Source organism: Roseomonas aeriglobus (genome assembly GCA_016937575.1).
GTDB classification, from domain to species: domain Bacteria; phylum Pseudomonadota; class Alphaproteobacteria; order Sphingomonadales; family Sphingomonadaceae; genus Sphingomonas; species Sphingomonas aerigloba.
The window spans coordinates 2,673,847-2,698,995 of record JAFHKN010000002.1 but is presented as its reverse complement, the minus strand read 5'-3'; the positions used below and the strand labels follow the sequence as shown (position 1 = coordinate 2,698,995).

The window sequence follows — 25,149 nt, the reverse complement described above, 5'->3', positions numbered from 1 at the left end:
TTGCGCGAGCGAATCGCGGACTCGCCACGCCGTCAGACGGAGCGGGCTGCGCCGGGGCCGCTGCCCGCCATGGCATCTCCTGCGATTGCTGTTGCAATCGCAGGGTGCCCGCGCCTTACCTTCCCTGCGCCCGCCACCGCCGCACGGTGCGGGTAATGATCGCATCCTCACCCCCCGTCTGGCGCCACAGCTGCGAGAACATCGGGTCGCCCGACGCGGGCCGCTTCACTTCGTCGAGCGTATCGAACAGCACGCGGATCGGCGTCGCGACGCCTTCGCCGCAGACGATGCACTCGCGGTTCCTGAGCGCCGGAATCGAATCGAGGAATCCGCGGGCGCCCTCGGGCATCGCGGCGCGAACATAGGCCTGGTCGCGATCGTTGTTCAGGCGCATCGACAGGATCGTGCCGCACTGTGACAATACGCCTTCGGCCAGGTCGGACGGGCGCTGCGTGATCAGGCCCAGCGACACGCCATATTTGCGGCCTTCCTTGGCGATGCGGCTCAGGATGCGACCGACCGACGATCCGTCGGCGTTGCGTTCGTTGGGAACGTAGCGGTGGGCTTCCTCGCAGACGAGCAGGATCGGGCGCTGCGGTTCGTTGCGCGACCAGATCGCGAAGTCGAAGGTCATGCGGCTCAGCACCGCGACGACGACGGACGTGATCTCGTTCGGCACGCCCGACACGTCGATGATCGAGATGGGCCGACCATTGGCCGGCAGACGGAAGATCTTGCCGAGGAACTGCGCCATCGTATCGGCGACCAGCATGCCGCTGAACATGAAGGCGTAGCGCGGATCGCCCTTCACTTCCTCGATCTTGGTCTTCAATCGCAGATAGGGGGCGGTGTCGCCGGCGCGGTCGAGCTTGCCCATTTCGAGCTGAATCAGGTTGAGCAGGTCGCTCAGCAGATAGGGAATCGGCGAATCGACCGTCAGCTTGCCGAATTCCTGCGCCAGCCGGTTCTTGGCCTTGGCCTGGAGCAGGCACTTGGCCAGAATGTCGCCATCGATCTGCCGTTCGGAGCCCGCGGTGGTGACGAAGACCTCGCAATGCTCTTCGAAATTCATCAGCCAGTACGGCATCTGCAGGTTGGTGACGTCGTAGACTTCGCCGGTCGTGCGGAACGCCGCGCCATATTCGCCGTGCGGGTCGATCATGACGATGTGGCCCTGCGGCGCGAGCTCGCAGATGCGGTGCAGGATCAACGCCGCCGCAGTCGACTTGCCGGTGCCGGTCGATCCCAGCAGCGCGAAATGCTTGCCGAGCATCGCGTCGACATAGAGCGCGGCGCGAATGTCCTTGGTCGGATAGACGTTGCCGAATTCGATGTGCGCACGGTCGTCGGCGGCGTAGATCTGCTTCATGTCCGCGGTCGATACCGGGAACACCGGGGTGCCTGGCGACGGAAAGCGGGTGACGCCGCGGCGGAAGCGATAGAGTTTTCCGGTCAGCTTTTCCTGGTCGCCTTCGCCCAGGAAATCGACCTGCGCCACAACGCGGCCGCCATGGGTCTCGCTCAGCTTCATCGAGCGGACGTTGGCGATCAGCCATGTTCCAGCGACGCGCATCTTGATCTGGCTGCCGACCTGGCCGGCGCTGGCGATCGAGGGATCGGGGTCGGTGGCCAAAGCATCCAGACAGTCGAGGTCGAGGACGATCTGGCTCGACGAGCCCGAGATTTCAAAGACGGCGCCGATCTCGGTCAACGCCGGCGCTGCCTCGATCGGCCGGCCGCCGGTGCTCGCCACCGGTTCAGCGCCTTCGAAGCCGCGCCGTTCCCATGTGTCCGCCATTCGAAATCCCCTGTTGCAGTCCCGGTCTTGCGCGCAAAAGGGTTAACATCGCGTTCGGTATGGCGCCCAAGTGCCTGAAAACCGTCGGATCGGGTATCAAACGCGGCGGGCGATGGTTCCTGCGCCCCAGCCGAAGGCGAGCGAGAGGGCAACCGCGACCAGGCCGTAGAGCAGGGCATGGTCGTCCGCCGACTGAGCAACGAAGCGTTCGAAACCCGATTTGCGGATATCGATCTGCCGCACCGCTGCGGCCTGGACCCGGCCGTCCTGGATCAGGAAGGTCTCGGCGGTGAAGCGGCCGACGGGCACGCGCGCCGGAATGCGGACATGCGCGCGGTACAGGACGCCGTCGGTAATCTCGACCGCCTTGTCGTCCTCGTAATACAGGCCGTTGCGGCGCAGCAGATCGACCAGCCCCGCATCGAAACGCGCCTGATCGTCGGCCACCGCACCGCTCGCGGGGGACAATTGCAGGCTGTCGAGACCCAGTTCGTAGATGGCGCGGGTGCGTTCATCGACGATCCGGTTGATCGGTCGCGACGAGGCGATGGCGTAGAAGCCGGGGGCGGAGCGATAGCGCATCCGTTCCGCATTCACCCAGATGCCGGCGACCTTTTCCTTCTCGCGCACCAGGATCGACTGGGCCGGGCCCTTCACCACGACGACGATGTCGGCTGGTCGCGCAGGATCCGGTGCGGCGCCGCGCGGATAGAGGATCGCGCCGAACAGCAGCAGGTCGGCACCGGTGAAGGAGTAGGCGATCTCGATGTCGCGCTGCGACACGTCGGGCACCAGCACGGGCTTGGCGGCGCCGAGCAACAGGGGCGCTAAGAGAAGGAGGAGCCAGGCCTTCACGACATCGATATCGTGTAGATTTCGTCAGGCCGCCATGCGAGGCCCAGCAGCATCCGCACGGCGACGAGCAGGACCATGATCGCCAGAGCCAGGCGAAGATATTCGGGCTTCATCTTCTGCGCGAAGCGGGCGCCGACCTGCGCCCCGGCGACCGATCCCAGCAGCAGCAGCGCGGCAAGCACGACGTCGACCGCCTTGGTGGTCAGCGCATGGACCAGGGTTGCGGCCGCAGTGACGAACACGATCTGGAACAGCGACGTGCCGACGACGACCTGCGTCGACATGCCGAGCAGATAGAGCATCGCCGGCACCAGGATGAACCCGCCGCCGACCCCCAGCAGGACCGTCAGCATCCCGACGACGAACCCCAGCAGCAGCGGCGCGAGCGGCGAGATGTACAGACCCGATGCGTAGAACCGGTAGCGCAAGGGGAGCGCAGCGACGAGCGGGTGGTGGCGGCGCTTGCGGGCTTTGGGCGGGCGCCCGGAGCGGACCGCACCGATCGCGCCCAGCGCCTCGCGCAGCATCAGGCCGCCGATCGACCCGAGCAGCAGGACGTAGAGGATGGCGATGGCCGTATCGATCTGCCCGCTCGCCTGAAGCAGGCGGAATACGCCCGCTCCCGCGATCGACCCCAATATCCCGCCGCCGACCAGCACCGTGCCCATCCGCGTATCGACCCCGCCGCGCCGGAAATGCGCCATCGCGCCCGATACGCTGGCCCCGGTCACCTGGCTGGCGGCGGACGCGGCGGCGACGGTCGGCGGGATGCCGTAGACGATCAGCAGCGGCGTCGTCAGGAACCCGCCGCCGACCCCGAACATGCCCGACAGCAGGCCGACGCCCCCGCCCAGCAGGACGATGACGATGGCATTCACCGACAGGTTCGCGATGGGCAGATACAGGTCCACATCGGCAGGGATAGCGGCAAATTTGCGACGCGCGAACCCCGTGTCGCACGTCGATTCGTCGCGCATGGTGCGGTGAACCGAGCCCTCCCGCCGATGAGCTGAACGACGTCGCGGAACCTCTTTCAACTCGTCGGGAAACGCTGGCAATTCGCCGCCCGGCGCTTGGTTGAGTCGCGGCGACGGTTAAGTGGGGGTCATCGAAGTTTTCCAGCGGGACCGGGGGGTCTTCACACCAATGTTCGCTCGTTTCGTCGCGGTTGCCGCCGCGCTGATGACCCTGACGATCGCGGCTCCGAAGGCCGAGGCCAAATTCTGGCAGTGCGCGCCCTTCGCTCGCATGATCTCGGGCATCGATATTCGCGGCAACGCGCTGACCTGGTGGCACCAGGCTGCCGGCAAGTACGACCGCGGTGCCGCGCCGAAGAAGGGCGCGGTCATGTCCTTCGCGGCGACGGCCAAGATGCGCTTCGGCCATGTCGCGATGGTGTCCAAGGTGGTGAGCGATCGCGAAGTCTTGCTGACCCATGCCAATTGGTCGCGCCGCGGCGGCGTCGAAACCGATGTCCGCGCGGTCGATGTGTCGGACAAGGGCGATTGGAGCCGCGTGAAGGTGTGGTTCGCTTCGAACGGCGGCCTCGGCACGTCGAGCTACCCGGTCAACGGCTTCATCTATGCGAATGGCGCCCCGCAGTCCGAAGAGATCGCCCTGCCGAAGGTCACGATCGCCGCGGTGACGCCGGTGCCGGTCGCCCCGACCAGCCGCGCTGCGGCCTTCTCGCTGAACCTGGAATAATCGTCGGCGACCGCCCGGTGAGGCGGCGCCCGGAGAGGATCGCCTACAGCGCGCGCGGCGTGAAGGTCATCGCCACGCCGTTCATGCAGTATCGCTTTCCGGTCGGTTTCGGCCCGTCGTCGAAGACATGACCCAGATGCCCGCCACAGCGCCGGCAATGCACCTCCACCCGCTCCATTCCCAAGGTCCGGTCGGTCGTCGTCGCAACCGCGGCCCGCAAGGGCGCCCAGAAGCTCGGCCAGCCGGTGCCGCTCTCGAACTTCGTCTTCGACGTGAACAACGGCAGCGCGCACCCCGCGCAACTGAAGATGCCCGAGCGATGCTCCTTGTTGAGCGGGCTGGTGAACGGCCGCTCGGTATCCTGCTGGCGCAGCACGCGGTAGGCGGCAGGCGACAGCTTCTTGCGCCACTCGGCATCGTTGAGCGTGACTTCATATTTGGCGATAGCAGGCCAGGCGGCAACGGCCGGCGCGATGCCGGCGGCGGCGAGCAGGGAGCGGCGAGTGGTAAGCATGCAGCGGATGTAGGGAGGCACGACGGACGCGGGTAGAGGGCGGTGCGATACCGTCCTCAGCTCTCCGTCGTCATCCCCACGAAGGCGGGGATCAATAGTCGCTGAACGTCTTTAGTCTCACGAGCGCCAGCGAGAATGTATCCCCGCCTCCGCGGGATGACGTGAATAGGGGCAGCCATGCTCCCGCGGAGGCGGGAGCCCGGAGCCGCCAGGCGATATACGTGGTCAGCCTAGGCGCCCGCCGGCGCGGGAGCACGTTGGCATCACAGGCCCGGGATGGCGCCGCCGCGATCGAGCACCTTTGCCGTCTTCTTCCGCTTCCAGAACGCCGGGCTGCCCGATTGCAGCACGCCACGCCGGAACAGTCGCGCGCCGAGCCATACCGTCAGGGCGACCCACAGCGCCTGCCAGCCAAGCGCCAGCAGATGCGGCCACAGCTCCGGCCGATTGGCCGCGCGCGCCGCCATTGCGAAGGGCGAGCTGAACGGCAGGATCTCGGCGATCCGCGCCAGCATCGAATCGGGCTGCGAAGCGGCCGCCTGGCTCAACCCGAACATCGCCACCTGGAAGATGGTGATCGGCAACGACAGCATCTGGATTTCGCGCGGGGTGCTCGCCTGCGCGCCGATGCCGAGGAACACCGCGCCGAGCAGCAGATAGGCCATGGTGAAATAGGCGAAGAACAGCAGCGGGAACACCGGCCCCACCGCCGGCCCGACGTCGGCAAACGCGCGCGCCAGGCCCGCGGGCAGCATCTGCCCGACGTTGACGACGATCGTCCCCCAGAAGGCGACGAACAGGATGGCGACGCCGAACATGCCGATCAACTTGCCCAGAAACACGCTTTCCAGCGGCACCGCGGCGGCGAGGATCTCGATGACCTTGTTCGACCGCTCCTCCGCCATCGTGCCGACCGCTTGCCCCGCCAGCATCAGCGTCAGGATGAACAGCCCGAACACCGCGAAGAACGCCGCCTGATTCGATCCGCTGATCGTGGTACGCTGGGCGTCAGGCTTGAACGCGACCTTGGTCGCGGTGCTCAGCGGGGCGGTGCCGGTCCGTTCGGTGCGCAGCGTCGCATCCGCCAGCGCGGCGAGATAGGATGCACTGCGGCCGGCATTGACGGCGTAGAGGATCGTCGGCTTGTCGAGCGGGCCGTACAATGTCGCCGTCACTTCGACGTCGCGGCGGCGCATCGTCTCGTTCGCGCGCGCTGCCGGATCGCCATTTGGCGATGCCAGGATCAGCTGCGGCGGCGCCTCGCTTTTGCGGAACATCGGGCGCAGCCGAGCATCGGTGTCCTGCATCGTCTTCCAGGTCGCGGGGTCGGCGACGACCGCAACGCGCATCTTGCCGACCGAACTGCCCGCCATCGTCGCGGCGCCCATGCCCCCGATCGCGCCGAAGCTCATCATGATGAGCGGTGCGAGAAGAAAGATGAGGAAGGTCGGCGTAAACACGGTCGCGATGAAATCGCGCCGGGCGACGGTCATCGTCTGACGAACGGACTTGTTCATGCTGCCTGCTCCAGCGCTTCGCGTCCGACGATCTTGACGAAGGCGTCGTGGAGCCGCGCGGGCTCGATCGACAGGCCCGAAATGCCGTAGCCGGCGTCGATAAGCTTCACCAGCACGCCCTCAATTCCTTCCTTCGGCAGGGTGAACACCCACCCATTGCCTTCGGCCTGCGCATCCGCCGGCAGCAGCGCGGCAATGTTCGGATCGCGATGATGCGGCACATAATGCGCCTTGACCGGCAGCGTTGCGCGGGCGTCGTCGACGGTCCCTTCGAACCGCGCCTTCCCCCCGGCGATGATCGTCAGCCGGTCACACAGCCGCTCGGCATGCGCCATGACGTGGGTGGAAAACAGGATGGTCGCCCCGCGGTCGCGCTGCGCGACGATCAGCGCCTCCAGCCGTTCCTGGTTTACGGGATCGAGACCGGAAAAAGGTTCGTCGAGCACCAGCAGTTCGGGTTCGTGAACGACCGAGCCCAGCAGCTGGACGAACTGCGCCATGCCTTTCGACAGCTTCTTGATCTTGCTGTCGGCGGCGTGGCCCAGATTGGCTTGCTCGAGCATCGCGCGCGCCCGCTTGCGACCGGTGCCCCAGTCGAGCCCGCGCAGCGCCCCCATGAACGCGATCGCCTCGACCGACTTCATGCTGGGATACAGCCCGCGCTCCTCGGGCAGGTAGCCGACATTGTCGCTGGCATCGCGCGGATGCGCGCGGCCGAGCAGGCTGCGCGCACCCTCATCGGGTTCGATGATGCCGAGCAGCATGCGCAGCGTCGTCGTCTTGCCCGCGCCGTTGGGGCCGAGCACGCCATAGATCGCGCCCTTCGGCACCGCGATGTCGACCCCGTCGACGACCCGACGGTCGCCGAAGCGTTTGACAAGGCCGCTTGCCTGTACGGCTAATTCGGTACCCAACCTGCTTCCCCCCAACCCGTTCGTCCCGAGCGAAGTCGAGGGACGTTGGCAGTATCCGCCCCCTTGACCCATGTCTCGACGATGCTCGACACGAACGGCGGGGGTGATGATGCTTGCCCGACGTGGTAGCGGGCCGATGTGCGCCAAGACAAGCCGATCGAACAGAGATTAAAGGAAAAGGCGGCGGAGCTGGGCTTTGCCGCCACAGGGATCGCGCGCGCCGATGCCGCGCCGCGCTCGGCCGCTCGCCTGCGCGAATGGCTGGCGGATGGCGCGCACGGGTCGATGATCTGGATGGAGGAACGCGCCCATCACCGTGAAAGCCCCGCTGGCCTGTGGCCGGAGGTGAAGAGCGTCATTGCGCTCGGCATGAGCTACGCGCCCGGCCGCGACCCGCTGGCGCTCGACGGCGTGGGGGATCGCGGGCGGATTTCGGTGCACGCGCAAGGTGGCGACTATCACGACGTCGTGAAGCGCGCGCTGAAGGCGCTGGGGCGCTGGCTGGTCGACCAGGCGCCGGGCGAGCTGAAGGTCTTCGTCGATACCGCGCCGGTAATGGAAAAGCCGCTGGCCGAGGCGGCGGGGCTCGGCTGGCAGGGCAAGCACACCAACCTCGTCAGTCGGACCGACGGCAGCTGGCTGTTCCTGGGCGCGATCTACACCACGCTCGACCTGACGCCAGATTCGCCCGGGCGCGACGCTTGTGGGTCGTGCGACGCGTGCCAGCGGGCCTGCCCGACCGACGCCTTTCCCGCGCCCTATCGCCTCGATGCGCGGCGCTGCATCTCCTACCTGACGATCGAGCATAAGGGGCCGATTCCGGAAGAGTTTCGGGTCGGTATCGGCAATCGCATCTACGGCTGCGACGATTGCCTGGCGGTCTGTCCGTGGAACAAATTCGCCGCCGCGGCACGGGCGAACATGGCATTCCAGCCACGCGCGGAGTTGATGGCGCCGCGGCTGGCCGACCTGCTCGCCCTGGATGACGCAGGGTTTCGGCAGGTGTTTGCAGGCTCGCCGATCAAGCGGATCGGGCGCGGGCGAATGGTGCGCAACGCTGCGATCGCGGCAGGAAATTCGGGGGACGCCGCGCTGATCGCGCCGCTCCGGCGATTGCTGGTAGATGAGGATGCGGTGGTCGCGGAGGCGGCGGAATGGGCGTTGGCCCGCCTTGATGAAGCGGACTGACCCATAACCGTTCGTGCTGAGCTTGTCGGAGCACCGTACTTCGTGCCGCGAGCGCTTTACGAGCGTGTCGCCGAACGGTGCTTCGACAGAAGCAGCACGAACGGAATTTGGGGCGCGTTCGGCGGGTTACTTGCCCCCGTCGCGCCTCGCCAATGCCGCCACACAGCTCGCCCGGTCGATCGTACTCCCATCGGGCTGGCGCGCATCGACATAGGTCACCACCGGCTCGCCCTTGCCGTCCTTGGGATAGAGATACGCATCCAGCACGCAGATGCGGCTGCCGAATTGCAGTTTGCGGCCCATCCCCTCGGTGACGTCGGCGTCCGCCGCGCCGAAGCTCTGGGTCAGCGCGCGTGCGGTCTGGCCCATCACACGCTCCAGGCCAAGCGTACTGATCGGACGCGGCTGGGGCAGGGGGATGCGTGCGGCGGGGCGCGGGGCCGTGGTGCCGGCGCTGCACGCGGCAAGCAGAAGGGCAGGGGCGGCGGTCATCAAGCGCTTCACTTCGACAATCTCCGATGAAAGACATGCGTCGCCATCGCCGCGCCGAGCACGGGGGCGACCAGGTTGACGATGGGCACGAGCAGCAAGGCCGTGCCGATGGCCCCGAGCACCAGCCGGGGACCACGGGTGGCGTGGCGAAACGCAGGCAGGGCGGATGCCGGGCGGTGCCGCGCGGCGACCATATCGCCCAGGTCACGCCCGAGCAGCAGCGCGTTGACGGCGAAGAACCCGATCGCGGGGCCGACCCCGGTCGTCAGCAGGACGACGTACAGCGGAATCGCGACGGTGTTCCACAGCACCGCACGGCCCGCCGATCCCGCACCCATCGCCAGCCCGCGCGCGACGGGCACGGGTCGCGCCGTCGCGAGTGCCGCTGGGTAATGTTTCGCCTCGACCGCTGCGACGACATCGTCGGCGAACAGCCCGACGATCGCGACGGCGAGCGCGCGAAAGATCAGCCAGCCGAGCGCCACGCCGCCCAGCACCGCCGCCGCCCCGGCCAGGTCGCCACCGACCGCGCTGATCCCTGCCCACCGCGCGAGCGCCCGGACGCCGAACCACAGGCCGACCCCGGCGGTCGCCAGTAGCATGAGGGTCAGCGCCAGCGACTTGGCGAGCACGGCCAGGATGCGCCGGTCGCCCAATTGGCCGACGGAAAGGAACAACGCTGCGATCACCCGGCCCTCCTAACGCGCCACTGCACCGAAACGAAGCCGCGATTGCCTTGCGCGCGCGCGACCTTTACGGCGCGGCATCTGTTTCAGGAGAAGTTGCGTGACTGCCCCAACCTATGACGTCGTCGCCATCGGCAATGCGATCGTCGACATCCTCGCCCAGGCCGAGGATCAGTTCATCACCGACGCCGGCATGACCAAGGGCTCGATGCAGCTCATCTTCTCGGCCGAGGACGCCGATGCGCTCTATGCCAAGATGGGCCCGGGCCGGGAAATCAGCGGCGGATCGGCGGCGAACACCGTCGCGGGCGTCGCGGCCCTGGGCGGCACCGCGGGCTTCATCGGCCAGGTCGCCGACGACCAGCTGGGCCAGGTCTTCGCGCACGACATCAAGGCGGCGGGCGTCGACTTCACCACCGCCGCGCGCGACGGCGACCCGTCGACCGCGCGCTGCATGATCTTCGTGACGCCGGACGGCCAGCGCACGATGAACACCTTCCTGGGGGCGTCGCAATATCTGCCGTCGACCGCGCTCGACGCCGACATGATCCGCAGCGGCAAGATCCTGTATCTCGAAGGCTATCTGTGGGATCCCGAAGAGCCGCGCGCCGCGATGGTCGAGGCCATCCGCATCGCGCGCGAAGCCGACCGCTGGGTCGCCTTCACGCTCAGCGACGTGTTCTGCATCGACCGGCACGGTGATGATTTCCGCCGGATGGTCGAGGATGGAACGATCGACATCCTGTTCGCCAACGAAAACGAACTGAAGGCGCTGTGGAAGACCGACGATCTGGAGGTCGCGCTGGAAAAGACGACGCCGGAAGTGGGCGTGGTCGTGGTGACCCGCGGGGAACGCGGCGCGCTGGCGATGTACAAGGGCCGCCGCTACGAAGTCGCCGCTCAGCCGACCGCTGGCGTCGTCGACACGACGGGGGCGGGCGATCTGTTCGCCGCGGGCGTGCTCCACGGTCTGGCGAAGGGCGTCGCGCTCGACGGTGCGCTGGTCCAGGGCGCGATCTGCGCGGCCGAGATCATCAGCCACTATGGCGCGCGCCCCGAAGTCGACCTGAAGGCGCTGCTTGCCGAGAAGATGCAGTATTGAGTGCATCCGCGCTTAGCCTGTTCGCTCGTCGTTCGCGCAGACGGGAAGCCATTCTAGCTGGCGTTCGTGAGTGTTACCGACGCCAGCGACTATCGATCCCCGCCCGCGCGGGGAGACGGCCGAGAGCAACGGGGCCGGGGGCGATCCTCCCGGCCCTTTTCTTTGTCCCGACGCCGATGCGATTTCGACGCCGATGCGCTGGTTGGGGGCATCGTCCGCCGTTACGAGGCCGATGATCGAGCCCTGGCCAGCACGCCCAAAACAAAGGGGGCCGGGGAGATCGCTCTCCCCGGCCCCGTTTTCATGCCCGTTCGGGCAGCCCGACGTTACGGCTGCTCGCCGACCGGAGCGACATATTCGCCCATGTCGGGCTTGTCGTCCTGCGGCTGGCCCTTCTGCAGGTTCGAATTGTGCATGCCATAGACGAAATACAGCACCACGCCGCCCAGCAGATACCACAGGAAGAACTTCAGCACGTCCCATGGCACCGAGTTGATCAGATAGACGCAGCTCGCGATGCCCAGGATCGGCACCACCGGATACAGCGGGACCGAGAAGCCGCGCGGCAGGTCCGGCGCGGTGCGGCGCAGATAGATCACCGACAGGCAGACGATCGCGAACGCGGCCAGCGTACCGACCGAGGTCATGTCGCCCAGCACGTTGATATCGAAGAAGCCCGCCGCGATCGCGGTGATCACACCGACCAGCATCGTGTTGACGTACGGCGTCTTGAACTTCGGGTGCACCTTCGCGAACACGCCCGGCAACAGGCCGTCGCGCGCCATCGTGTAGAAGATGCGGGTCTGGCCGTACATCAGCACCAGCACGACCGAGGTCAGGCCGATGATCGCACCGATCTTGATGATCTTGGCCAGCCAGCTCCACGTCGGGCCGAACGCATCGACGACGACCGCGACCGGATCCGGCACGTTCAGCGAGGCGTAGGGCACCAGCAGCGTCATGATGGCCGCGACCAGCATGTAGATGACGGTGCAGACGACCAGCGACCCGATGATGCCGAACGGCATGTCACGCTTGGGGTCCTTGGCTTCCTGGCCAGCGGTCGAGACCGCTTCGAAGCCGATGTAGGCGAAGAACACGATCGACGCCGCCCGCATGATGCCGTCGACGCCGAATTTGCCGTCACCCTGATTCTCGGGCACGAACGGCGTCCAGTTGGTCGCGACGAGTTCGCTGAAGTTCGACAGCACGATCAGCCCGCCGACGACGATGAACGCGACCAGCACGCTGACCTTCACGCCGACGATGATGTTGTTGACCTTCGCCGATTCCGACACGCCGCGCACCAGCAGCGTGGCGAGCGCGATGCAGATCAGGAATGCCGGCAGGTTGAAGATGGTCGTGACGGTCTGCCCGTTCACCAGGACCGGCGCGCCGTCGCGCATCAGCGTATAGCCCGCGGGGCCGGTTAACTGCGCCGGGATGCGGATGCCGAAGTCGGCCAGCAGGCTGACGACATAGCCGCCCCAGCCGACCGCGACGACCGATGCCGCGAGGCCATATTCGAGCAGCAGCAGCACGCCCATCGTCCACGCGACGAATTCACCCAGCGTGGTGTAGCCATAGGTGTAGGCCGATCCCGACACCGGCAGGGTCGACGACAGTTCCGCATAGCAGAGACCGGCGAACGCGCAGACGATGCCCGCGACGACGAAGCTCAGCAGCACGGCGGGGCCGGCATGCAGCGCCGCGGCCGAACCGGTACGCACGAAGATGCCCGCGCCGATGATGCACCCGACGCCCAGCAGCAGCAGGTTCCACTTGCCGAGCGTGCGCTTCAGTTCACTGGTTTCCGTCTCGCGCTGGACCTGCGCGATCGACTTGCGTGCGAACATCCGTTCGATCACGCCCCGTTTAGGTGGCATGGTTGCCATCGAAATCCCCTCTAAGCCGAAATATCAGCGGCTATCGCTCTGATGACCGGGGAGCCTAGCCCCAAATCGCCCCTGCGCAATCCCCTATCGCACCATGTTATCTGCCCAGGCGCGGATGGTGGCATGCTGGTCACGCCAGGCCTCCCAGGTCGACTGCGCCCAGCGCGTGATCGCCGCGCGGTGGACGTGCCGGTCGGTGGTATCGGGCACGTCGGCAACGGTCATCGCATAGCCGGCCCGCGGCGGCAGTTCGGGCAGGGTCGTCCGGCGCCCGGCGAAGTCCTGCATCGCCGCGTTTGCGCCAGCGCCGTCGAGGCCGTCCTCCAGGATCCGCATCAGCCGTGCGAGATGCAGCCCGACCGACTGGATCGCCCGGCGCGATCCGTCGCCCGGATGCTGGACCGCCCAGGTGTCGACCGACAGCCAGTGGACGGGCATCAGCGCCGGCGTCTCATACTCCCGCGCCAGAACTGCGTTGAAGGCAGCCCAACAGGCCGGCGACGACGTCATGTAATCGTGCACCGGGCCATCCACCGCCGGCAGGCGCGATCCGCAGCCTGGGCAGGTGACGAGGGCGTCGGTCATCCCCGCGCGAGCATCGGCCCCAGCGGGCGGCCGGCGAGGATATGGACGTGGAGGTGTGGCACTTCCTGCCCGGCATCGCGTCCGATGTTGGCGAGCAGGCGGTAGCCGTCCGCGACCATCCCGGCCTCGCGCGCGACGACCCCCACTGCGCGGACGAAGCCGGCGATTTCCGCATCCGATCCGCGCGCACTGAAATCGTCCCACGAAACATAGGCCCCGCGCGGAACGACCAGGATGTGGTGCGGCGCGACCGGCGCGATGTCATGAAAGGCGATCGCCCATTCGTCCTCGTAGACACGCGTCGAGGGGATTTCGCCGCGCAGGATCTTCGCAAAGATATTCTGCTCGTCGTAGGGCGAGGTGGCGTCGATCGGCATCATATCGTCTCCCGGAAATAGGCCTCGATCGCGGCGACCGTTTCGGGGTCGGCGGTCAGGCGAAGTTTGCTGCGGCGATCGAGCACGTCGGCGGCGGTGCGCGCCCATTCGCGCGTCCGCATCCAGCCGAGCTCGACCGCGGTCAGCCCGGCGCCGAATTCGGGCCCCATGTCGGCAATGGCGCGCACCCCGTCGAGCATTTCCCACAACCGCGTGCCATAGGCGTGCGCCATCCGCGCGGAGCGCTGGTCACCGAGGAAGGGAAAGCGCGCGCGGACCGCGGCGAGGAAGGTGTCGAAATCACCCGTGTCGCCACCGGGGAAGGGCCGATCGCGGGTCACATGGCGCGCCTCGATGCCAATCACGGGCGCGATTTTCGCCAGCGCGTCCTCAGCCAGATGACGTGCGGTCGTGATCTTTCCGCCGAACACGCTGAGCAGCGCGGGGCCGCTGTCGTCGAGTTCGAGGACATAGTCGCGCGTCACGGCCTTCGCATCGCGTGCGCCGTCGTCGAACAGCGGGCGGACGCCGGACCAGCTGTCGACGACGTCCGAAGGCGCCGTCTGCCGCCCGAAATAATGGTTCGCCGCTTCGCACAGGTAGCGGATTTCGGCCGCGTCGATCCGAGCGTCCTCGGGCCGGTCGACCGGAATGTCGGTCGTGCCGATCGCGATATAGTCGCGCAGCCAGGGGATCGCGAAGACGATGCGACCGTCCGCCTGTTGCAGGATGTAGGCGTGGTCGCCGTCATAGAGCTTCGGCACGACGATATGGCTGCCCTTGACCAGCCGGACATGCGCGGTGGTGGTCACGCCGACCTTCGCGAACAGGTCGCCGACCCAGGGGCCCCCGGCGTTCACGATCGCGCGCGCCGTGATGATCCGCCCGTCGGACAAGGTCGCGCGCCAATGATCGTCCTTACGACGGGCCGCGAGCAAGGCGGTGCGCGTGGCGATCTCCGCGCCGGCGTCGTGCGCGTCGATCGCATTGGCGAGCGTCAGGCGGGCGTCGTCGACGAAGGCGTCATGATAGACGAATCCCTTCGCCGCCCAGGCCAGCGGTGCGCGGTACGCCCCGTCGCGCGCGCGCAGTCGCCGCGAGCGGGGCAATGTCGTGCCCAGCGCGAGCGCGTCGTACAGGTACAGCCCGGCGCGGACGAGCCACCACGGCCGCACCGCATTTTCGTGCGGCAGGACGAACGCCATCGGATGGATCAGGTGCGGCGCGGCGCGGATCAGCCGCTCGCGCTCCTGCAACGCCTCGCGCACTAAGCCGAATTCGCGATATTCAAGGTAGCGCAGGCCGCCGTGGATCAGCTTCGACGATGCCGACGAGGTATGTTGCGCAAGATCGTCGCGCTCGACCAGCAGCACCGACAGTCCCAGCAGCGCAGCCTCGCGGGCGATCGCGCTACCGTTGATCCCGCCGCCGACGATGAGGAGGTCATGAGCCATGTGCCCGCACGTTCGTAGGGGGAAGTGACGCGGGGCGCCAGAGTCCCTATCTCCCGCTCATGGTGAAACGTATTCCCGGCCTCCCCAGCCGCCAGCAGATCCTCGATTTCATCGCCGACAGCGATGCGCCGGCGGGCAAGCGCGAGATCGCGCGCGCCTTCGGTCTGCATGGACAGGACAAGATCGCCTTGAAGGCGTTGCTCAAGGACATGGCCGACGAAGGACTGATCGACTCCGCCCCCGGTCGCGCCTTTCACAAGATGGGCGGCCTGCCCAAGGTGACCGTGCTGCGCGTGGTCGACGTCGATGACGGCGGCAACGTCTGGGCGCAGCCGGAGCGCTGGGAAGCCGAAGGCGTGCCCGAACCGCGGCTCAGGGTCCGCGAACGCAAGCGCGGCGCACTCGGCATCGGCGCACGCATCCTGGCGCGGACCGAGGAAGCGGGGAGCGGCTGGATCGCGCATCCGATGAAGCTGCTACCCGCCAGCACCGCCGAGACGATCATGGGCGTGTTGCGCGAAGAGGGCGGCAAGCTGTTCCTGATGGGCCTCGACAAGAAGGACCGCCGCGACTGGCTGGTATCCGAGGCCGGCGGAGCGGAGGCGGGCGAGCTGGTCGTCGCCGAACGCGCCGGCCGCCCCCCGCGCATATCGGCGCGCGTCGTGGAGCGGCTGGGCGAGGCGTTCGCGCCGCGCAGCTTCTCGATGATCGCGATTGCAAAACACGGCATTCCGCATGTCTTCTCGGACGAATTGCTCGACGAAGCGAAGCGCGTGGCGGCGCTCCCCTTGGGCGACGATCGTGAAGACCTGCGCCATCTGCCGATCGTCGCGATCGATCCGGTCGACGCGCGCGATCACGACGATGCGGTCTGGGCCAGCCCGCGCGACGACGGCGGTTGGGATGCGATCGTCGCGATCGCAGACGTCAGCTTCTACGTGCGGCCGGGTTCGCTGCTCGACAAGGAAGCGCGGAAACGGGGCAATTCGGTCTATTTCCCCGACCGCGTCGTGCCGATGCTGCCCGAAGTGCTGTCGGCGGACGTCTGCTCGCTCAAACAGGGCGTCGACCGCGCGGCGATGGCGTGCCACCTGAAGATTTCGGCGAAGGGGAAGATCGAGGGCTGGCGGTTCAGCCGCGCGGTCGTGCGGCTGCGCGCGAACATCGCCTATGAGGATGCGCAAGCCATCATCGACGGTATCCTCCCCAGCATGGGGGGGGGACCGCCGGCGAAGCCGGTGGTGGAGGGGGGGCGCCGCAAGCTGACTCGACCGCGGGAGCCCCCCTCCACCAGCCTGCGGCTGGTCCCCCTCCCCATGCTGGGGAGGATCTTTTGAGCATCCTCCAACCCCTCTGGGCCTGCTGGCACGCCCTCAACGCCGCGCGCGCCGAGCGCGAACCGCTCGATCTCGACCTGCCCGAACGTCGCGTGGTGATCGACGAACAGGGTCGCATCCTCTCGGTCGCCCCGCGCGAACGGTTGGATGCGCACAAGCTGATCGAGGATTATATGATCGCCGCCAACGTCGCCGCGGCAAAGGCGCTGGAGGCGAAGAAGCTTCCCGTCATGTACCGCGTCCACGAACCGCCCGCGCGCGAGAAGCTGGTCGCGCTGAAGGAGTATCTGAAGACCTTGGGCGTAGACTTCGCGCTCGGCCAGGTCATCCGCCCGGCGACCTTCAACCGCCTGCTCGAAAAGATCGGCGACAGCGATTTCCGCCCGCAGGCGATGGAGCAGGTGCTGCGGACCCAGACCCAGGCCTATTACGGCCCGCAGAACGCCGGGCACTTCGGTCTGGCACTCGGTAGCTATGCGCACTTCACCTCGCCGATCCGGCGTTATTCGGACGTGATGGTCCATCGCGCGCTGGTCACCGGCTACGCGCTGGGCGAGGGTGGTCTGACACCCGAAGAGTCGGCCAATTTCGAGCGGATCGGCGAAGGTATCAGCCAGCTCGAACGCCGCGCGATGGAGGCCGAGCGCGAGACGATCGACCGTTATGTCGCGGCCTATCTCAGCGAGCATGTCGGCGAGATCATGCCGGTGCGCATCACCGGCGTGCAGAGCTTCGGCTTCTTCGCGACCGTCGAGGGGATCGGCGGCGACGGCCTCGTCCCGGCGCGTGATCTCGGCACCGAATATTTCCGTTATGACGAGGCCGGGCAGCGGCTGGTCGGCGAGCATTCGGGGACCGAATTCGCGATCGGCCAGCGGCTGGAGCTGCGGCTGGCGGAGGCCAACCCCGCCAACGGCGCGCTGCGCTTCGAACTGCCGGATGGCAAGGGCTCGGCGAGCAGCCAGCGCGAGGACCGTCGCGGCAAACCGCCGCGCGTCTTGAAGCGGCGCGGACGACCTGCCAACATCCGGCACCAGGGCAAGCGGCGGTAGGGGGCGACACGATGGCGACGACGGCGGCAGCGGTGGTGGCAAAGGCGCGGCGCGACGTCATGTCGCACTTCCTGTCCCGCGATGCGGTTTCGCCCGACAAGGCGGTCCCCTATCACCCCGACCGTCGGGTGCGCCGCCGGATGTTCGAACAGTTGCAACGTGCTGGTGTGCTGAAGCTGGGCACCACCGGCTGGTACGTCGACGTCCCCGTCTGGGACGCCTATTCCCGCCGCCGCCGTCGCCGGGCCGGCGCGCTGATCGGCGGGTCGATCGCCATCGGCGCCGCACTGGCGTTGATGTTTGCCTGAGCTTTTTCTCAACCGTCATCCCCGCGAAGGCGGGGATAAATTCTGGCTGACCGTCGTGAGTCTCACGTCGCTCAGCGACTATTGATCCCCGCCTTCGCGGGGATGACGGTTGTTGGACCGGGCGCAAAACACAGCAAGCACAAAACAAAAAAGGGCCGCCGGCTCATCGCCAGCGGCCCTTTCGAAATTCGACGTCCAGCCGACGGATCAGCCGTCGTAGTCGCCACCGACGTTCGTGTTGCGCGGCGGGGCGGCGGCGGTCAGGCGGAGCGCTTCGGCCGATGCGGCGATCGAGCCGATTTCGTCCGGTGCTTCCTCGTCGTCGATCTGGACCTTCTGCAGGCCCGAGACGACCGCTTCTTCGAGATGCGCCGGGCGGATGGTCTGCTCGGCGATTTCGCGCAGTGCGACGACCGGATTCTTGTCGCGATCGCGGTCGAGCGTCAGTTCGGCCCCGCCCGAGATCTGGCGTGCGCGCTGCGCGGCCAGCAGGACCAGGTCGAAACGGTTCGGGATCTTGTCGACGCAATCTTCGACGGTAACGCGCGCCATCGGCGGTTCCTTGAGGCTAATACCGGGGTCCGGGAGAAGCGCGCCAGATAGGCGGGCAGGGCAGGCGAGTCAAGGAAATCGAGACTGCGCGGTGCGGCACGACCACCCACGCAACCTTTCGCACGATCGTTTCTTGTTGGGGCGTGACACCAGGCGAGGACAGGGCGCAGGCGACGGCCGACCCGGCGGCGGACATGCCGATGCCGGCGATCGCCGTTCATGCCGACTTGCTTGCCCGCCACGGCGACGTCACGGTCCATCCCATGGCCGAACCGCCCGAGCAGCCGACCTTCGTCGTCGACGGCAATGCGCTGACATTGCTCGACACCGGGCCCCGGCGGCTCGAGGCGCTGCTGGCGCTGATCCGGGGCGCGCAGCGCTCGCTCCGGCTGCTGTTCTACATCTATGTCGCCGATCACGCCGGCCAAGCCATTCGCGATGCGCTGATCGACGCGCGGCGGCGCGGGGTTGCGGTGTCGCTGACGATCGACGGCATGGGCAGCGAGCCGGCCGCGGCGCGCGACTTCTTCGGGCCGCTGGCGGCCGAGGGCGCCGACGTGTGCCAGTTCATTCCGCGCTGGGGACGCCGATACCTGCTGCGCAATCATCAGAAGCTGGCGATCGCGGACGAAGCCCAGGCCATCGTCGGCGGCTTCAACGTGCAGGACAGCTATTTCGGGACGCCGGCCGAACAGGCGTGGCGCGACCTGGGGTTGCTGGTCGACGGGCCGGCAGTGGCGCGGCTGGCGGGCTATTATGATGCACTCGCCAAATGGATGCACACGCCCAAGGCGAAGATGCGGAGCTTACGCAAGCTGCTGCGTCGCTGGAGCGAGCCGCGCGGCACTGCGCGCTGGCTGCTCGGCGGGCCGACGCGGCGGCTCTCCCCCTGGGCGAAGGTCGTGCGCAGCGACATGCGCCGTGCTGCGCGCACCGACATCATCGCGGGCTATTTCGCGCCGAGCCCGGCGATGCTCCGGCGCCTGGACAAGGTGGGGTTGCGCGGCCATGTCCGGCTTGTCCTGCCGTCGAAGACCGATCACGGCGCCGCGCTCTGGGCGTCGCACTTCACCTACGCCGGGCTGTTGCGCAAGGGCGTCCAGATCTTCGAATATCAGCCGACCAAGCTCCATACGAAGCTGTACGTCATCGACGATACCGTCCACATCGGCTCCGCCAATTTCGACATGCGCAGCCTGTTCCTGAACCTGGAGCTGATGCTGCGCGTCCACGACCCCGCCTTCGCCGCCCACGTCCGCGCCTATGTCGATGGCGAAATCGCCAACTCGACACAGATCAGCGAGGCGCTCTATCGCGCCCGCACGACGCCCTGGATGCGGGTCAAGCAGTTCGCGGCCTATTTCGTGATGGCGGTGCTCGATCCCAGCGTGTCGCGCGGGCTGAATTTCGGCAACGAAGGGCGAATCGAGTGATCGCAGGACTGGAGCTGGGTGGGACGAAATGCGTAGCCCTGCTGGGCGAGGGGCCGAACCGGATCGTCGCGCGCGTGGGCGTGCCGACGACGACACCCGAGGAGACGATTGGCGCGCTCGAGGCGGCCCTCGATGGCTGGGCCTTTGACGCGATCGGCATCGCCTCGTTCGGGCCGATCGACCTGACGCCGAACACCGCCGCCTATGGCTCTATCGCGGGCACGACCAAGGCCGGCTGGAGCGGGACGGCGCTGCATGCGCGCTTCGCTGCCCGCTACGGCAAGCCGACCCGGATCGAGACCGACGTTGTCGGTGCGGCACTGGCCGAGGGGCAGTGGGGCGCGGCGCAGGGCTTGTCCGACCATATCTATATCACGATCGGCACCGGCGTCGGGATCGGCGCGGTGGCCGGCGGCAGGCCTGCGGGCGGGGTCGCGCATGGCGAGGCCGGGCATATGCGCATCAAGCGTGCGACCGGCGACGACTTCGCCGGCTGGTGCCACTTCCACGGCGATTGCGTCGAGGGGCTGGTGAGCGGCCCGGCACTCGCGCTGCGCACGGGGATCGAGGGCGCCGACATCCCCCACGACCATCCGGTCTGGGATCAGGCCGCACATGATATCGCGATGCTGCTCCACAACCTCGTCATCACGCTGGCGCCCGAACGCATTGCGCTCGGCGGCGGCATCCCGACCGCGCGGCCGGAGCTGTTCCCGATGATCCGCGTGAAGCTGGCCGAGAGTTTGGCCGGCTACGGCATGTTCGGCCGCTATGCGTCCGAACTCGACACGCGGCTGGGGCCCCCGGGGCTGGGCGACATGGCGGGGCCGCTGGGCGCGATCGCTGTGGGGCTGGCGGCGTAAGAAGAAGATGTGATTCAGAGAAGGCGCAAAGGCGTGAAGAAGGGTGCGGCGCCCGTCTCGCGCCGGCGATTTTCGTCACCCCTCCCCTTCAGGGGAGGGGCCGGGGGTGGGGCCTATCCGCGAGCGCTTTGCCTGCGGAACCGCCCCACCCCAACCCCTCCCCTGAAGGGGAGGGGCCAAGAACGGGCTGCTATCGCGCCAAACGAAACCTCTCAGCGCCTTCGCGCCTTCTCTGACTCAAATCTTCTCACTTCTTCAGCCGCTCCGCATGCCAAGCGATATGGTCAGCCATAAAGGTCGAGATGAACAGGTAACTATGGTCATAGCCTGGTTGCATCCGGAGCGTCAGCGGAATGCCCGCGCGCTCGCACGCCGCCTGTAACAGATCGGGCTTTAACTGCTCTGCCAGGAATGAGTCTGCATCCCCCTGGTCGACCAGCAGCTCGTCCACCCGCGCCCCGTCGTCGATCAGCGCGCATGTGTCATAGGCGCGCCACGCCGCCTTGTCGGGGCCGAGATACCCGCCGAGCGCCTTCTCGCCCCATGGGCAGTTCAGCGGCGAGGCGATGGGCGCGAAGGCGGAGACACTCTTGAAACGCCCTTGGTTGCGCAGCGCGATCGTCAGTGCGCCGTGGCCGCCCATCGAATGACCGAAGATCGACTGGCGCGCCAGGTCGGCTTGGCTGAATTCCGCGGCGATCAACGCAGGCAATTCGTCCTCGACATAGGACTTCATCCGGAAATTCGCGCGCCACGGTTCTTCCGTCGCATCGACGTAGAAGCCTGCGCCCTGGCCGAAATCCCAGCCTGAATCGTCCGGTACGCCGTCACCGCGCGGGCTGGTGTCCGGCGCGATCAGGATCACGCCCTGCTCGGCACACGCCCGACGATATTCGCCTTTGTCCATGACATTGGCGTGGGTGCAGGTCAGGCCCGAGAGATACCACAGCACGGGCAGCTTGGTGCCGCTCTCATGCGGCGGCACGTACACCGCGAAGGTCATGTCGGTGCCGGTCGCCTCGGACGCATGGCGATACACCCCCTGGATGCCCCCGAACGCCTTGGTTTCGCTGATCTTTTCGACCGCCATTCTGGACACTCCGGCAATGAGAACGTATATCGAACGCGATGGCCCAGCTCGATGTCCGGGAAAAGCTCGAAATCCTCGCCGATGCGGCGAAGTACGATGCGTCCTGCGCGTCGTCGGGCACATCTAAGCGCAACTCGGTGGGTGGCAAGGGGATCGGCTCGACCGAAGGCAGCGGCATTTGTCACGCCTATGCCCCCGACGGCCGCTGCATCAGTTTGCTCAAGATCCTGCTGACCAACAGCTGCGTGTTCGACTGCCATTATTGCATCAACCGCAAGAGCTCGAACGTCCGCCGCGCGCGCTTCACCGCGCAGGAGGTCGTCAATCTCACGCTCAGCTTCTACCGTCGCAATTATATCGAGGGGCTGTTCCTCTCGTCGGGCATCATCAAATCGTCCAACTATACGATGGAGCAGATCGTCGAGGTCGCGCGGTCCTTGCGCGAGGACCACGACTTTCGCGGCTATATCCATTTGAAGACAATTCCCGACGCGGATCCGGAGCTGGTTCATATGGCGGGGCTCTACGCCGACCGCGTATCGATCAACGTCGAGCTGCCGACTGTCGGCGGGCTCCAGCGGCTGGCGCCTGAAAAGGACATCGACCGGATCGAAGGCGCGATGGCCGATACCAAGAGCGCGATCATCGACACCAAGGATGCGCGCAAGAAATACAAGTCCGCGCCCAAATTCGCCCCCGCCGGCCAGTCGACCCAGATGATCGTCGGCGCCGATGCCGCGACCGATCGCGATATCGTCGGCAAGGCGGCGAGCCTCTACGACCGATTTTCCCTGCGTCGCGTCTATTATTCGGCGTTCAGCCCGATCCCCGAGGCGTCGAGCGTCCTGCCGCTCAAGCGCCCGCCGCTGATGCGCGAACACCGGCTGTACCAGTCCGACTGGCTGATGCGCTTTTACGACTACACGCCGGGCGAAGTGCAGGCCGCGGTCGATCCGGCGACGGGCATGCTGCCGCTCGACATCGATCCGAAGCTCGCCTGGGCGCTGAAATTCCGCGAGCGGTTCCCGGTCGATATCAATCGCGCGCCCAAGGAGATGCTGCTGCGCGTCCCCGGCCTCGGCACCAAGGCGGTGGGATCGATCCTGTCGGCGCGACGCTGGCGGCGGCTGCGGTTGGACGACGTTGCGCGGCTGACCGTGTCGGTCGCCAAGATCCGCCCGTTCATCGTGACCGAGGATTGGCGCCCGACGCTGATCGACGGTCGTGCTGACCTGCGGCCGATCGTCGCGCCGAAGCGGGAGCAGATGGAGCTGTTCGCCTGAGAATGATTCGCGGGTGAAACAGCTGCGCCCTTCGCCTGTTGGCGCCAGCGAAGGAGAATGTTGATGGCAGACGCCCAGATCTATCTCGACCTGAAGGCCGATCATGACAAGCACCGTGCGATGCTGAAGGAACTCGGCGAGCTGCGCGGCGACACCGCCAAGCGCAAGAAGCTGTTCAAGAACTTCCGCATCGAAATCGCCGCCCATGCCGCGGCCGAAGAAGAGTCGCTCTACGCGACGATGCTCGCCAACCCGGACCTCCGCGACGATGCGCGCCATTCGGTCAGCGAGCACAAGGAAGTCTACGACCTGATCGGCGAGATGATCGACCTCGACTTCGGTGGCGACGAATGGGAGGCGAAGTTCCACCACATGCGCCACCGCTACCTCCACCATATCGAGGAGGAAGAGGAAGAGATGTTCCCGGCGGCGTCGAAGGAACTCGACGACGCGACCGAGGAGCAGCTCGCCGAGACGTACGAGGAGCGCAAGCCGAAGGAACTGGAGCTGGCGAAGGAACAGCCGGCCGGAGCCGACGAACGGGAGTGAGGGTGGTCGGTCTGAAATTCCTCCCCGAGCTTGTCTCGGGGAGGGGGACCGCCGCCGAAGGCGGTGGTGGAGGGGCTTGGGTCGTCCGGCGCGTGCCGCGCCGCCCCTCCACCACTCGGCTCCGCCGAGCGGTCCCCCTCCCCCAGCAAGCTGGGGGAGGAGCTTAGAAAATGCGCCTTGCCACCCTAGCCTCGGAAGACGACTTCGACGGCTGGCGCGACGCCGCGCGCAACCTTGCCGCCGCGCGCGTGGCGCCGTCGGATGTCGTCTGGCAGGTCGGCGAAACCCCTGCCGACCTGTTCGGCGACGAAGCCGTGCTCGAATCGCACGCACCGGCCTTCAAGGTGCCGCGCCCCTTCGTCGACCTCGCCCGCACGGTCGCGCTCCACGCCGACCCCGAGCGTTGGGCACTGCTCTACACCGCGCTCACCCGCGTGCTCGCCCAGCCCAGGCTGGTCGACGACCGCGCTGACCCGCTGATCCGCAAGCTCGACGAAATGGCCAAGGCGGTCCGTCGCGACATTCACAAGATGCGCGCCTTCGTCCGCTTTCGGGAAGTGGAGGATGACGGCGCCACCCACTACGTCGCGTGGTTCGAACCCGAACATCACATCGTCCGCGAAAACGCGCGCTTCTTCGTCAACCGCTTCACCGGCATGCGCTGGTCGATCCTGACGCCCGAACTGTCGGTCCATTGGGACGGCGAAACGCTCAGCGAAGGTCCGCCCGCGACCAAGGCGGACGCGCCCGACGGCGACCCGATCGAGGAGGTGTGGAAGACCTATTACGCCTCGATCTTCAATCCGGCGCGGTTGAAGGTCGGCGCGATGCTGAAGGAGATGCCGCGCAAATATTGGAAGAACATGCCGGAGACGGCGCTGGTCGGCCAGCTGGTCGCCGGCGCGCAGGCGCGAGAGGTGGCGATGATCGACAAGGCACGGACCGCGGTCGGCGGGAACATCCAGGCCGCCTGGGCGGCGCTGCGCGAGGAAGCGATGGGCTGCACCCGCTGCCACCTCTACAGGCCCGCGACCCAGACCGTGTTCGGCGAAGGCCCGGTCGATGCGCGGATGATGTTCGTCGGCGAACAGCCGGGCGACCAGGAGGATCTGGCCGGCCACCCCTTCGTCGGCCCGGCGGGGCAGGTGTTCGACCGCGCGATGGGGGATGCCGGCATCGACCGTGCGGGCGTGTACGTCACCAATGCGGTCAAGCATTTCAAGTTCGAACCGCGCGGCAAGCGCCGCATCCACGCCAAGCCCGACGCGGGCGAGATCGATGCGTGCCGCTGGTGGATCGACCAGGAACTGGCGCTGGTGAAGCCGGAGATGACGGTTGCGCTGGGCGCCACCGCGGCGCGGTCGCTGATGGGCAAGGTCGTGACCATCGCCAAGACCCGTGGGGCACCGATCGCGCTGCCGAGCGGCGGGACGGGCTGGGTGACGGTCCATCCCAGCTATCTGCTGCGCCTGCCCGACAAGGCGCAGGCGGAGGACGAATATGCCCGCTTCGTCGAGGATCTGAAGGCTGCGGCGGCGCATGTGGGATCATCCTAACCACCACCTTCGTCATTCCCGCGAAGGCGGGAAGACATAGCCGCC

General features: G+C 67.1%; 25 protein-coding genes. 11 read left to right on the top strand and 14 right to left on the bottom strand.

The window, feature by feature from the left end; all coding sequences use genetic code 11:
* Positions 1-115 precede the first annotated feature (115 nt).
* The 3 genes from JW805_13365 to JW805_13355 all read right to left on the bottom strand — a co-directional run bounded on the left by JW805_13365 (position 116) and on the right by JW805_13355 (position 3,564).
* The gene (locus JW805_13365; protein ID MBN2973007.1) at positions 116-1,798 is read right to left on the bottom strand and encodes an ATP-binding protein; all 1,683 of its coding nucleotides are present in this window, start codon (positions 1,796-1,798) and stop codon (positions 116-118) included.
* A gap of 96 nt (positions 1,799-1,894) precedes the next feature.
* The gene (locus JW805_13360; protein MBN2973006.1) at positions 1,895-2,653 is read right to left on the bottom strand and encodes a TIGR02186 family protein; all 759 of its coding nucleotides are present in this window, start codon (positions 2,651-2,653) and stop codon (positions 1,895-1,897) included.
* A complete protein-coding gene (locus JW805_13355; GenBank protein ID MBN2973005.1) occupies positions 2,650-3,564 on the bottom strand; it encodes a sulfite exporter TauE/SafE family protein in 915 nt (304 codons plus the stop codon). The genes JW805_13360 and JW805_13355 overlap by 4 nt, the downstream gene beginning before the upstream one ends.
* A gap of 235 nt (positions 3,565-3,799) precedes the next feature.
* Here JW805_13355 and JW805_13350 point away from each other — a divergent pair, with 235 nt between their 5' ends.
* Entirely contained in the window at positions 3,800-4,357 is a 558-nt protein-coding gene (locus JW805_13350) for a CHAP domain-containing protein (protein MBN2973004.1), read from the top strand.
* 43 nt (positions 4,358-4,400) lie between these two features.
* Here the strand turns inward: JW805_13350 and msrB are convergent, their stop codons facing one another.
* The 3 genes from msrB to JW805_13335 form a co-directional block, all read right to left on the bottom strand.
* Positions 4,401-4,871, bottom strand: coding sequence for a peptide-methionine (R)-S-oxide reductase MsrB (msrB, locus tag JW805_13345; GenBank protein MBN2973003.1), 471 nt, complete (start codon positions 4,869-4,871; stop codon positions 4,401-4,403).
* 263 nt (positions 4,872-5,134) lie between these two features.
* On the bottom strand, positions 5,135-6,388 hold the full coding sequence (locus tag JW805_13340) for an ABC transporter permease (protein MBN2973002.1): 1,254 nt from the start codon (positions 6,386-6,388) through the stop codon (positions 5,135-5,137).
* Positions 6,385-7,302 carry an ATP-binding cassette domain-containing protein gene (locus JW805_13335; protein ID MBN2973001.1) on the bottom strand — a complete coding sequence of 306 codons (918 nt, stop codon included), beginning with the start codon at positions 7,300-7,302 and terminating at the stop codon, positions 6,385-6,387. The genes JW805_13340 and JW805_13335 overlap by 4 nt, the downstream gene beginning before the upstream one ends.
* A gap of 138 nt (positions 7,303-7,440) precedes the next feature.
* On the opposite strand from JW805_13335, the gene queG reads away from it, so the two are divergent.
* Entirely contained in the window at positions 7,441-8,490 is a 1,050-nt protein-coding gene (queG, locus tag JW805_13330) for a tRNA epoxyqueuosine(34) reductase QueG (protein MBN2973000.1), read from the top strand.
* Between the two features lie 126 nt (positions 8,491-8,616).
* Here the strand turns inward: queG and JW805_13325 are convergent, their stop codons facing one another.
* Together JW805_13325 and JW805_13320 are read right to left on the bottom strand one after the other, a co-directional pair.
* The gene (locus JW805_13325) at positions 8,617-8,982 is read right to left on the bottom strand and encodes a hypothetical protein (protein ID MBN2972999.1); all 366 of its coding nucleotides are present in this window, start codon (positions 8,980-8,982) and stop codon (positions 8,617-8,619) included.
* Between the two features lie 8 nt (positions 8,983-8,990).
* On the bottom strand, positions 8,991-9,671 hold the full coding sequence (locus JW805_13320; protein ID MBN2972998.1) for an EI24 domain-containing protein: 681 nt from the start codon (positions 9,669-9,671) through the stop codon (positions 8,991-8,993).
* Between the two features lie 97 nt (positions 9,672-9,768).
* On the opposite strand from JW805_13320, the gene JW805_13315 reads away from it, so the two are divergent.
* The gene (locus JW805_13315) at positions 9,769-10,770 is read left to right on the top strand and encodes an adenosine kinase (GenBank protein MBN2972997.1); all 1,002 of its coding nucleotides are present in this window, start codon (positions 9,769-9,771) and stop codon (positions 10,768-10,770) included.
* Positions 10,771-11,096: 326 nt separating this feature from the next.
* On the opposite strand, the gene JW805_13310 is transcribed toward JW805_13315, so the two are convergent.
* The 4 genes from JW805_13310 to glpD form a co-directional block, all read right to left on the bottom strand.
* Positions 11,097-12,656, bottom strand: coding sequence for an amino acid permease (locus JW805_13310; GenBank protein ID MBN2972996.1), 1,560 nt, complete (start codon positions 12,654-12,656; stop codon positions 11,097-11,099).
* 93 nt (positions 12,657-12,749) lie between these two features.
* Complete coding sequence (locus JW805_13305; GenBank protein ID MBN2972995.1) at positions 12,750-13,250, bottom strand: hypothetical protein; 501 nt, start codon at positions 13,248-13,250, stop codon at positions 12,750-12,752.
* A complete protein-coding gene (locus tag JW805_13300) occupies positions 13,247-13,627 on the bottom strand; it encodes a histidine triad nucleotide-binding protein (GenBank protein ID MBN2972994.1) in 381 nt (126 codons plus the stop codon). The genes JW805_13305 and JW805_13300 overlap by 4 nt, the downstream gene beginning before the upstream one ends.
* The gene (gene glpD / locus JW805_13295) at positions 13,627-15,081 is read right to left on the bottom strand and encodes a glycerol-3-phosphate dehydrogenase (protein ID MBN2972993.1); all 1,455 of its coding nucleotides are present in this window, start codon (positions 15,079-15,081) and stop codon (positions 13,627-13,629) included. Before glpD ends, JW805_13300 begins: the two co-directional genes overlap by 1 nt.
* A gap of 59 nt (positions 15,082-15,140) precedes the next feature.
* Between glpD and JW805_13290 the strand changes: the two genes are divergently transcribed.
* The 3 genes from JW805_13290 to JW805_13280 are packed head-to-tail and all read left to right on the top strand — an operon-like array spanning position 15,141 to position 17,778.
* A complete protein-coding gene (locus tag JW805_13290; GenBank protein ID MBN2972992.1) occupies positions 15,141-16,418 on the top strand; it encodes an RNB domain-containing ribonuclease in 1,278 nt (425 codons plus the stop codon).
* A complete protein-coding gene (locus JW805_13285) occupies positions 16,415-17,470 on the top strand; it encodes an RNB domain-containing ribonuclease (GenBank protein MBN2972991.1) in 1,056 nt (351 codons plus the stop codon). Before JW805_13290 ends, JW805_13285 begins: the two co-directional genes overlap by 4 nt.
* Positions 17,471-17,481: 11 nt before the next feature.
* Positions 17,482-17,778: a hypothetical protein gene (locus JW805_13280; GenBank protein MBN2972990.1), complete on the top strand. Its 297-nt coding sequence runs from the start codon at positions 17,482-17,484 to the stop codon at positions 17,776-17,778.
* A 207-nt stretch (positions 17,779-17,985) separates the two neighbouring features.
* Here JW805_13280 and JW805_13275 read toward each other — a convergent pair whose 3' ends face one another.
* On the bottom strand, positions 17,986-18,330 hold the full coding sequence (locus JW805_13275) for a DNA-directed RNA polymerase subunit omega (protein MBN2972989.1): 345 nt from the start codon (positions 18,328-18,330) through the stop codon (positions 17,986-17,988).
* Between the two features lie 143 nt (positions 18,331-18,473).
* On the opposite strand from JW805_13275, the gene JW805_13270 reads away from it, so the two are divergent.
* Entirely contained in the window at positions 18,474-19,763 is a 1,290-nt protein-coding gene (locus tag JW805_13270; protein ID MBN2972988.1) for a phosphatidylserine/phosphatidylglycerophosphate/cardiolipin synthase family protein, read from the top strand.
* The gene (locus JW805_13265; GenBank protein MBN2972987.1) at positions 19,760-20,626 is read left to right on the top strand and encodes an ROK family protein; all 867 of its coding nucleotides are present in this window, start codon (positions 19,760-19,762) and stop codon (positions 20,624-20,626) included. Before JW805_13270 ends, JW805_13265 begins: the two co-directional genes overlap by 4 nt.
* A 247-nt stretch (positions 20,627-20,873) precedes the next feature.
* Here JW805_13265 and fghA read toward each other — a convergent pair whose 3' ends face one another.
* Positions 20,874-21,716, bottom strand: coding sequence for an S-formylglutathione hydrolase (gene fghA, locus JW805_13260; GenBank protein MBN2972986.1), 843 nt, complete (start codon positions 21,714-21,716; stop codon positions 20,874-20,876).
* Between the two features lie 38 nt (positions 21,717-21,754).
* Here fghA and JW805_13255 point away from each other — a divergent pair, with 38 nt between their 5' ends.
* The 3 genes from JW805_13255 to JW805_13245 all read left to right on the top strand — a co-directional run bounded on the left by JW805_13255 (position 21,755) and on the right by JW805_13245 (position 25,104).
* Positions 21,755-22,999, top strand: a complete 1,245-nt coding sequence (locus JW805_13255; GenBank protein MBN2972985.1) for a putative DNA modification/repair radical SAM protein — start codon at positions 21,755-21,757, stop codon at positions 22,997-22,999.
* 63 nt (positions 23,000-23,062) lie between these two features.
* The gene (locus tag JW805_13250; protein MBN2972984.1) at positions 23,063-23,548 is read left to right on the top strand and encodes a hemerythrin domain-containing protein; all 486 of its coding nucleotides are present in this window, start codon (positions 23,063-23,065) and stop codon (positions 23,546-23,548) included.
* A gap of 170 nt (positions 23,549-23,718) precedes the next feature.
* The gene (locus JW805_13245; protein MBN2972983.1) at positions 23,719-25,104 is read left to right on the top strand and encodes a UdgX family uracil-DNA binding protein; all 1,386 of its coding nucleotides are present in this window, start codon (positions 23,719-23,721) and stop codon (positions 25,102-25,104) included.
* The last annotated feature ends 45 nt before the right edge of the window (positions 25,105-25,149 follow it).

What these genes read in the sequence shown, in the direction of transcription:
- JW805_13365 (MBN2973007.1), bottom strand. Translation starts at nt 1,798, where the DNA reads ATGGCGGACACATGGGAACGGCGCGGCTTCGAAGGCGCTGAACCGGTG.
- JW805_13350 (MBN2973004.1), top strand. Translation starts at nt 3,800, where the DNA reads ATGTTCGCTCGTTTCGTCGCGGTTGCCGCCGCGCTGATGACCCTGACG.
- msrB (MBN2973003.1), bottom strand. Translation starts at nt 4,871, where the DNA reads ATGCTTACCACTCGCCGCTCCCTGCTCGCCGCCGCCGGCATCGCGCCG.
- JW805_13340 (MBN2973002.1), bottom strand. Translation starts at nt 6,388, where the DNA reads ATGAACAAGTCCGTTCGTCAGACGATGACCGTCGCCCGGCGCGATTTC.
- JW805_13325 (MBN2972999.1), bottom strand. Translation starts at nt 8,982, where the DNA reads ATGACCGCCGCCCCTGCCCTTCTGCTTGCCGCGTGCAGCGCCGGCACC.
- JW805_13310 (MBN2972996.1), bottom strand. Translation starts at nt 12,656, where the DNA reads ATGCCACCTAAACGGGGCGTGATCGAACGGATGTTCGCACGCAAGTCG.
- JW805_13305 (MBN2972995.1), bottom strand. Translation starts at nt 13,250, where the DNA reads ATGACCGACGCCCTCGTCACCTGCCCAGGCTGCGGATCGCGCCTGCCG.
- JW805_13300 (MBN2972994.1), bottom strand. Translation starts at nt 13,627, where the DNA reads ATGCCGATCGACGCCACCTCGCCCTACGACGAGCAGAATATCTTTGCG.
- glpD (MBN2972993.1), bottom strand. Translation starts at nt 15,081, where the DNA reads ATGGCTCATGACCTCCTCATCGTCGGCGGCGGGATCAACGGTAGCGCG.
- JW805_13290 (MBN2972992.1), top strand. Translation starts at nt 15,141, where the DNA reads ATGGTGAAACGTATTCCCGGCCTCCCCAGCCGCCAGCAGATCCTCGAT.
- JW805_13280 (MBN2972990.1), top strand. Translation starts at nt 17,482, where the DNA reads ATGGCGACGACGGCGGCAGCGGTGGTGGCAAAGGCGCGGCGCGACGTC.
- JW805_13275 (MBN2972989.1), bottom strand. Translation starts at nt 18,330, where the DNA reads ATGGCGCGCGTTACCGTCGAAGATTGCGTCGACAAGATCCCGAACCGT.
- fghA (MBN2972986.1), bottom strand. Translation starts at nt 21,716, where the DNA reads ATGGCGGTCGAAAAGATCAGCGAAACCAAGGCGTTCGGGGGCATCCAG.
- JW805_13255 (MBN2972985.1), top strand. Translation starts at nt 21,755, where the DNA reads ATGGCCCAGCTCGATGTCCGGGAAAAGCTCGAAATCCTCGCCGATGCG.
- JW805_13250 (MBN2972984.1), top strand. Translation starts at nt 23,063, where the DNA reads ATGGCAGACGCCCAGATCTATCTCGACCTGAAGGCCGATCATGACAAG.
- JW805_13245 (MBN2972983.1), top strand. Translation starts at nt 23,719, where the DNA reads ATGCGCCTTGCCACCCTAGCCTCGGAAGACGACTTCGACGGCTGGCGC.